The 7,347-nt window shown below is 71.5% G+C and carries 5 protein-coding genes; all 5 read left to right on the top strand.

Translation table 11 applies throughout. The features are described from left to right. The coding region (locus FF041_RS14815) for a peptidoglycan D,D-transpeptidase FtsI family protein (RefSeq protein WP_153523278.1) at window positions 1–1,743 on the top strand (1,743 nt) is incomplete at its 5' end. A gap of 30 nt (window positions 1,744–1,773) precedes the next feature. Then, complete coding sequence (locus tag FF041_RS14810) at window positions 1,774–3,447, top strand: UDP-N-acetylmuramoyl-L-alanyl-D-glutamate--2,6-diaminopimelate ligase (protein ID WP_323371321.1); 1,674 nt, start codon at window positions 1,774–1,776, stop codon at window positions 3,445–3,447. Between the two features lie 4 nt (window positions 3,448–3,451). Continuing rightward, window positions 3,452–4,888 (top strand): UDP-N-acetylmuramoyl-tripeptide--D-alanyl-D-alanine ligase, encoded by a 1,437-nt coding sequence (locus FF041_RS14805; RefSeq protein ID WP_323391875.1) that lies wholly within the window; start codon window positions 3,452–3,454, stop codon window positions 4,886–4,888. Beyond that, window positions 4,885–5,955 carry a phospho-N-acetylmuramoyl-pentapeptide-transferase gene (mraY, locus tag FF041_RS14800; RefSeq protein WP_153482120.1) on the top strand — a complete coding sequence of 357 codons (1,071 nt, stop codon included), beginning with the start codon at window positions 4,885–4,887 and terminating at the stop codon, window positions 5,953–5,955. The genes FF041_RS14805 and mraY overlap by 4 nt, the downstream gene beginning before the upstream one ends. Further along, window positions 5,952–7,347: UDP-N-acetylmuramoyl-L-alanine--D-glutamate ligase (murD, locus tag FF041_RS14795; RefSeq protein WP_323391874.1), on the top strand; the 1,396-nt coding region annotated here is incomplete at its 3' end. The genes mraY and murD, both read left to right, overlap by 4 nt.

The raw sequence follows: 7,347 nt of genomic DNA, 5'->3' as shown, positions 1-7,347 counted from the left end.
CAGGCCGTCGACGCCGGCGCCTACGCCGCCAAGGCGGAGAAGCACCGCTATATGAGCGTGGTGCTCGCCGCCGAGCGGGGCGAGATCACCGACCGCTCCGGGATCGCGCTGGCCACCAGCGTCGACGCGTACGACATCACCGCCGACCCCAAGCTCTTCACCCCCGAGGAGAGCAAGTCCCCGAACGCGCCCGAGCAGGCCGCGGCGCTGCTCGCGCCCATCCTCGACGCGGACGCCGACGACCTGGCCGAGAAGCTCGGAACCCCCAATTCCCGCTACACCGTCCTCGCCCGCCGCCAGACCCCCCAGGTCTGGCGGCAGATCAAGGACCTCAAGGGCGTCTACGCCGAGAAGGCGAGGGCCGATCGCGCCCGCAAGGGCCCCGGGGTCAATGTGCTGGCCGGCGTCCTCCAGGAGCGCAGCAGCAAGCGCGTCTACCCGAACGGCGATCTCGCCGCCGGGATACTGGGCTATGTCAACGCCGAGGGCCGCGGCGGCGGAGGCGTCGAGTCCATGCTGGACAAGGCCCTCGCCGGCGAGGACGGCGAGATCACCTACGCCCAGTCCGGCGGCCGGCGGGTCCCCACCGCGGACGGCACCCGGGAGACCCCCGCCGTCCCCGGCTCCGACGTCGAGCTGACCATCGACCGGGACATCCAGTGGGCCGCCCAGCGCGCGATCAGCGACCAGGTGGCGAAGTCCAAAGCCGACCGCGGCTATGTGATAGTGCAGGACACCCGCACGGGCGAGGTCCTCGCCATGGCGAACTCGCCCGGCTTCGACCCCAACGACATCGCCGGCGCCGACGCGACCGCCATGGGGAACGCCGCGCTCCAGGACGCCTACGAGCCCGGCTCCACCGCCAAGGTGGTGTCCATGGCGGCCGTGCTGGAGGAGAAGGCCGCCACCCCCGCCACCCATGTCGTCGTCCCCAACCGGCTCCACCGGGGCGACCGGCTCTTCCGGGACGACATCGACCACCCCACCTGGTATCTGACGCTCAACGGCGTACTGGCCAAGTCCAGCAACATCGGCACCATCCTCGCCACCGGACAGCTCGGCAGGACCCAGCCGCAGGCCAACCGGGTGCTCCACTCCTATCTGCGGAAATTCGGCCTCGGCAGCCCCACCGGCCTGCGCTACCCGGGCGAGACCCCGGGAATCCTCGCCGCGCCCGAGACCTGGTCCACCTCCCAGCAGTACACGATCCCCTTCGGCCAGGGGCTGTCCATCAACGCCATGCAGGCCGCCTCCGTCTACCAGACCATCGCCAACGGCGGCGTACGCATCGAACCCACCCTGGTCCGCGGCTCCAAGGGCCCCGACGGCCGGTTCACCCCCGCCCCCGCGCCCAGGAAGAGCCGGGTCGTCAGCGAGCGGACCGCCAAGACGCTCTCCACCATGCTGGAGTCCGTCGTCGACGACCGGGAGGGCACCGGCACCAAGGCCAAGATCCCCGCCTACCGCGTCGCGGGCAAGACCGGCACCGCCAACCGCGTCGACCCGGAACTCGGCCGCTACCGCGGCTACACCGCCTCCTTCGCCGGATTCGCCCCCGCCGACAAGCCCCGGATCACCGTCTACTGCGCCATCCAGAACCCCACCGAAGGCAGCTATTTCGGCGGCCAGATCTGCGGACCGGTCTATCAGCAGGTCATGCAGTTCGCGCTGAAGACCCTCCAGGTCCCGCCGACCGGAGACGCACCCGCCCGGCTCCCCGTCACCTTCGAGCCCGGCGAATGACCAGTCTGAGAATGACCCGAGGAACCACCAGTGACAACGATCACCCCCGATTCCGGGAACCACGGCCCCGCCCGGCCTCCATTTAGCCCCGGGCCGGGTACGCCCGGTACGCTCACCGCCGTGCCACACGCTGATCAGTACCGAACCGCCCAGGACGCCCCCGCGAAGCAGCCGGGAGCCCCCCGTCCTGAGAGGCCCCATCCGACCCCGCTGAGGGAGCTGGCCGCCCGGCTGGGGGTGCGGAACCCGGCGGCGGACGACGCGGCCGTCACCGGCATCACCCATGACTCGCGGGCGGTGCGCCCCGGCGATGTGTACGCGGCCCTCCCCGGGGCCCGGCTGCACGGCGCCGACTTCGTGGACCAGGCCGCCGGCCTGGGCGCCGCCGCCGTGCTCACCGACCCCGCGGGCGCGGAGCGCGCCGCCGCGACCGGACTGCCGGTCCTGGTGGCCGACGACCCCCGGGGCCGGATGGGCGAACTGGCCGCCGAGATCTACGGCCACCCCGGTGAGGGACTGCTCCAGATCGGGATCACCGGCACCTCCGGCAAGACCACCACGGCCTACCTCATGGACGGCGGCCTCCGGGCGGTGTTCCGCGCCACCGGGCTGATCGGCACCGTCGAGACCCGCATCGGCGACGAGGGCGTCAAGTCGGAGCGTACGACCCCCGAGGCCACCGACCTCCAGGCCCTCTTCGCCGTGATGCGCGAACGCGGCGTCGACGCGGTCGCCATGGAGGTCTCCAGCCACGCCCTGATGCTCGGCCGGGTCGACGGCTGCGTCTTCGACGTCGCCGTCTTCAACAACCTCAGCCCCGAGCACATGGAGTTCCACTCGGGCATGGAGGACTACTTCCAGGCCAAGGCCCGGCTGTTCACCCCGGAGCGCAGCAGGCGCGGAGTCGTCAACCTCGACGACGAGTACGGCCGCAGGCTCGCCGCGGAGGCGTCCGTACCGGTCACCACCTTCTCCGCCGAGGGCCATCCGGACGCCGACTGGCGTGCCGAGGACGTCGTCGTGGGGCCGATGGACTCGGTCTTCACCGTGGTCGGCCCCGGCGGCGAGCGGGTACGGGCCAAGGCCCCGCTGCCCGGCCCCTTCAACGTGGCCAACACCCTGGCGGCCGTCGTCACCCTCGCCACCGCCGGAATCGACCCGCAGACCGCGGCGGACGGCGTCGCCGCCGTCCCGGGAGTGCCCGGCCGTCTCGAACGGGTGGACGAAGGCCAGCCCTATCTGGCCGTGGTCGACTACGCCCACAAGACCGACGCCGTCGAATCGGTGCTGCGCTCCCTGCGCAAGGTCACCCGGGGCCGGCTGCACATCGTCCTCGGCTGCGGCGGCGACCGCGACACCACCAAGCGCGGCCCGATGGGGGCCGCCGCCGCGCGCCTCGCCGACACCGCCGTGCTGACCTCCGACAACCCCCGCTCCGAGGACCCGCTCGCCATCCTCGCCGCCATGCTCGCCGGAGCCGCCGAGGTCCCGGTCCATGAGCGCGGCGACGTCCTGGTCGACGCCGACCGGGCCGCGGCCGTCGCCGCGGCCGTCGCCCGCGCCGAACCCGGCGACACCGTGCTCATCGCCGGAAAGGGCCATGAGCAGGGCCAGGACATCGCCGGAGTCGTCCGCCCCTTCGACGACCGCCGGGTACTCCGCGAAGCCGTCCGTGCCGCCCTCCACCAGAAAACCCGGGGATGACCAAGTGATCGCCCTCTCCCTCGCCGAGATCGCCGAAATCGTCGGCGGGCAGTCGTACGACATACCGGATCCACGGATCCGTATCACCGGGCCGGTGGTCACCGACTCCCGCGCGGTACGGCCCGGCGCCCTCTTCACCGCCTTCGCCGGAGCACGCGCGGACGGGCACGACTTCGCGGCGCGCGCCGTCGCGGACGGCGCCGTCGCCGTGCTGGCCACCCGGCCCGTCGGCGTGCCCGCGATCGTCGTGGACGACGTCACCGCCGCGCTCGGCGCGCTCGCCCGCCATGTCGTCGAGAGCCTCGGCGCGACCGCCGTCGCGCTCACCGGCTCCGCCGGGAAGACCAGCACCAAGGACCTGATCGCCCAGCTGCTCGGGCGCATGGGGCCCACCGTCTACCCCGAGGGCAACCTCAACAACGAGATCGGGCTGCCGCTGACCGCGCTGCGGGCCGATGGGACCACCCGGCACCTCGTGCTCGAAATGGGCGCGCGGTACGTCGGCGACATCCGCTATCTCGCCGGACTGGTGCCGCCCAGGATCGGCCTCGTCCTCAACGTCGGCACCGCCCACATCGGCGAGTTCGGCGGCCGGGAGCGGATCGCCGAGGCCAAGGGCGAGCTCGTCGAGGCCCTGCCGCCGGCCGACCGCGGCGGAGTGGCCGTGCTCAACGCCGACGACCCCCTGGTGCACGCGATGGCCGCCCGCACCACGGCCCGCGTGGTGACCTTCGGAGAGTCCGCGAACGCCGATGTACGTGCCGAGAATGTCCGGCTCACCCAGCAAGGTCAGCCCGCCTTCACGCTTCACACCCCTACCGGGTGCAGTGATGTGACTATGCGGCTGTACGGTGAGCACCACGTGTCGAACGCGCTCGCCGCGGCCGCCGTCGCCCATGAGCTGGGCATGCCCGTCGACGAGATCGCCCGCGCGCTCTCCGAGGCCGGCACCCTCTCCCGCTGGCGCATGGAGGTCACCGAGCGTCCGGACGGCGTGACGATCGTCAACGACGCCTACAACGCGAACCCCGAGTCCATGCGGGCGGCGCTGCGCGCGCTGGCCGCCATGGGCCAGGGAGCGCAGTCCCGGGGGGGACGTACGTGGGCGGTGCTCGGCCTGATGGCCGAACTCGGTGACGAAGCGCTCGCCGAGCACGACGCCGTCGGACGGCTGGCCGTCCGGCTCAACGTCAGCAAGCTCGTCGCAGTCGGGGGCAGGGAAGCGTCCTGGCTGCAACTGGGCGCATATAACGAGGGTTCGTGGGGTGAGGAGTCGGTGCACGTGTCCGACGCACAGGCGGCGGTCGACCTGTTGCGCAGTGAGCTGCGCCCGGGAGACGTCGTGCTGGTGAAGGCTTCCAGGTCGGTCGGTCTCGAACGGGTCGCCCAGGCCCTGCTCGACCCGGCGGCGACCGTGGATGGGCAGGGTGCCGCCCGATGAGGCAGATCCTCTTCGCGGGAGCCATCGGGCTCTTTCTGACGCTCATCGGCACCCCGCTGCTGATCAAGCTCCTGGCCCGCAAGGGATACGGGCAGTTCATCCGGGACGACGGCCCGCGCACCCACGGCAGCAAGAAGGGCACGCCCACCATGGGCGGCATCTCCTTCATCCTGGCCACGCTGATCGCCTATGCGCTCGCCAAGGTGATCACCGGGGAGAAGCCGACCGTCTCCGGCATCCTGGTGCTCTTCCTGATGGCCGGCATGGGTCTGGTCGGCTTCCTGGACGACTACATCAAGATCGTCAAGCAGCGTTCGCTGGGTCTGCGGGCCAAGGCGAAGATGACCGGCCAGCTGATCGTCGGCATCGCCTTCGCGGTGCTCTCGCTCCAGTTCGCCGACAAGCGCGACCTCACCCCCGCCTCCACCAAGCTCTCGTTCATCACGGACTTCGGCTGGACGATCGGTCCGGTGCTGTTCGTGATCTGGGCGCTCTTCATGATTCTCGCGATGTCCAACGGCGTGAATCTCACCGACGGCCTGGACGGACTCGCCACCGGCGCCTCGGTGATGGTCTTCGGCGCGTACACGTTCATCGGCCTCTGGCAGTTCCAGGAGTCCTGCGCCAACGCGGCCTCGCTGACCAACCCGGCGGCCTGTTTCGAGGTACGCGACCCACTCGATCTCGCGGTCGTCGCCTCCGCCCTCATGGGCGCCTGCTTCGGCTTCCTCTGGTGGAACACCTCGCCCGCCAAGATCTTCATGGGCGACACCGGATCCCTCGCCCTCGGCGGCGCGCTCGCCGGTCTGGCCATCTGCTCGCGCACCGAGCTGCTGCTCGCCCTCCTCGGCGGACTCTTCGTCCTGATCACCATGTCCGTGGTCATCCAGGTCGGCTCCTTCAAGATGACCGGTAAGCGCGTCTTCCGCATGGCCCCGCTCCAGCACCACTTCGAACTCAAGGGGTGGTCCGAAGTCCTTGTGGTGGTGCGGTTCTGGATCATCCAGGGCATGTGCGTCATCGTGGGTCTGGGACTCTTCTACGCAGGATGGGCAGCGGCCAAGTGAGCACGGAGCACTGGCAGGGCAAGCGGGTCACCGTCGCCGGACTCGGGATCTCCGGGATCCCGGCGGCGAAGGCCCTGCACGGCCTCGGCGCGCACGTCACCGTCGTCAACGACGGCGACGACGAGCGCTCCCGGGCACAGGCCGCCGAGCTGGAGGCGCTCGGGATCACCGTGCGCCTCGGCGACGGCGCGACCCTGCCCCAGGGCACCGAGCTCATCGTCACCACACCCGGCTGGCAGCCGGACAAGCCGCTCTTCACCGCCGCCGCCGAAGCGGGCGTGGAGATCTGGGGCGATGTGGAGCTCGCCTGGCGGCTGCGGGGGCCGGACGCCGCCGACTGGCTCGCGATCACCGGCACCAACGGCAAGACCACGACCGTGCGCATGCTCGCCGCGATCCTCGAAGCGGCCGGGCTGCGCACGGCGGCCGTGGGCAACATCGGGGTCTCCCTGCTGGACGCCGTCCTCGGCGAGGAGCGGTACGACGTGCTCGCGGTCGAGCTCTCCAGCTACCAGCTGCACTGGGCCCCCTCCCTGCGCGCCCACTCCGCCGCCGTGCTGAACCTCGCGCCCGACCACATCGACTGGCACGGCTCGATGGCCGCGTACGCCGCCGACAAGGGCCGGATCTACGAGGGCAACACCGTCGCCTGCGTCTACAACGCCGCCGACCCGGCGACCGAGGACCTGGTGCGCGAGGCGGATGTGGCGGAGGGCTGCCGGGCGATCGGCTTCACCCTCGGCACACCCGGCCCCTCCCAGCTCGGGGTCGTCGAGGGAATCCTGGTGGACCGCGCCTTCGTCGAGAACCGGCAGAAGCAGGCGCAGGAGCTCGCCGAGGTCGCCGACGTCGAACCGCCGGCCCCGCACAACATCGCCAACGCCCTCGCGGCGGCGGCGCTCGCCCGCGCCTACGGGGTGCCCCCGGCGGCGGTACGCGACGGACTGCGGGCCTTCCGGCCCGATCCGCACCGGATCGAGAAGATCGCCGAGGTGGACGGCGTCGGCTATGTCGACGACTCCAAGGCCACCAACACCCATGCCGCCGAGGCTTCCCTGGCCGCCTACGACCCGATCGTCTGGATCGCGGGCGGACTGGCCAAGGGGGCGAGCTTCGACGAACTGGCGGCGAAGTCGGCGCCACGGCTGCGCGGGGCCGTCCTCATGGGCGCGGACCGCGAGCTGATCCGTGAAGCCCTCGCGCGACACGCCCCCGAGGTCCCGGTCGTGGACCTCGACCGGACAGACACTGGGGCGATGTCGGCGGCGGTCCGGGAGGCGGCACGGCTCGCCCGGCCGGGGGACACGGTTCTGCTGGCCCCGGCCTGCGCCTCGATGGACATGTTCGTCAATTACAACAAGCGAGGCGAGGCTTTCGCGGACGCGGTCCGCG

The sequence above is a fragment of the Streptomyces jumonjinensis genome (assembly GCF_009600885.1).
Lineage (GTDB): Bacteria > Actinomycetota > Actinomycetes > Streptomycetales > Streptomycetaceae > Streptomyces > Streptomyces jumonjinensis.
Note: the sequence above shows the minus strand (reverse complement) of the source record. Positions and strands in the feature narration are given on the sequence as shown.

Excerpts from the sequence above, each read along its gene's own strand:
- mraY (WP_153482120.1), top strand. The coding sequence starts at position 4,885 with ATGAGGCAGATCCTCTTCGCGGGAGCCATCGGGCTCTTTCTGACGCTC.